The sequence below is a fragment of the Vibrio sp. ABH4_348 genome, assembly GCF_056159765.1.
Window position 1 is genome coordinate 1 of sequence record NZ_JBSWVW010000015.1, and the last position, 224, is coordinate 224.

Below are 224 nucleotides of genomic sequence, written 5' to 3' on the forward strand. Positions count from 1 at the left end.
TGTCCCGTCCTGATATAGGTTGACACTTTTGGTTAAAACGCTCGGTGAACTTCATCGGGCGTTTTGTAATTTAAAGCTGTATGTGGTCTCTGTTCATTATAGAGTTTTACCGACTCGGCAACCATTTTCTTTGCTTCATTCAAGTCATTCGGCTTACTCAGTAAGTACTCCATCTTTAAGATGCCGTTCACTCTTTCTGCTAGAGCGTTTTGATAACAATCATA

Annotated in this window: 1 protein-coding gene; it reads right to left on the bottom strand. The window is 40.2% G+C overall.

Translation table 11 applies throughout. The features are described from left to right. Nucleotides 1–32: 32 nt before the first annotated feature. On the bottom strand, nucleotides 33–224 hold a 192-nt coding region (locus tag ACXAFJ_RS20375), incomplete at its 5' end, for an integrase core domain-containing protein (protein ID WP_475326017.1).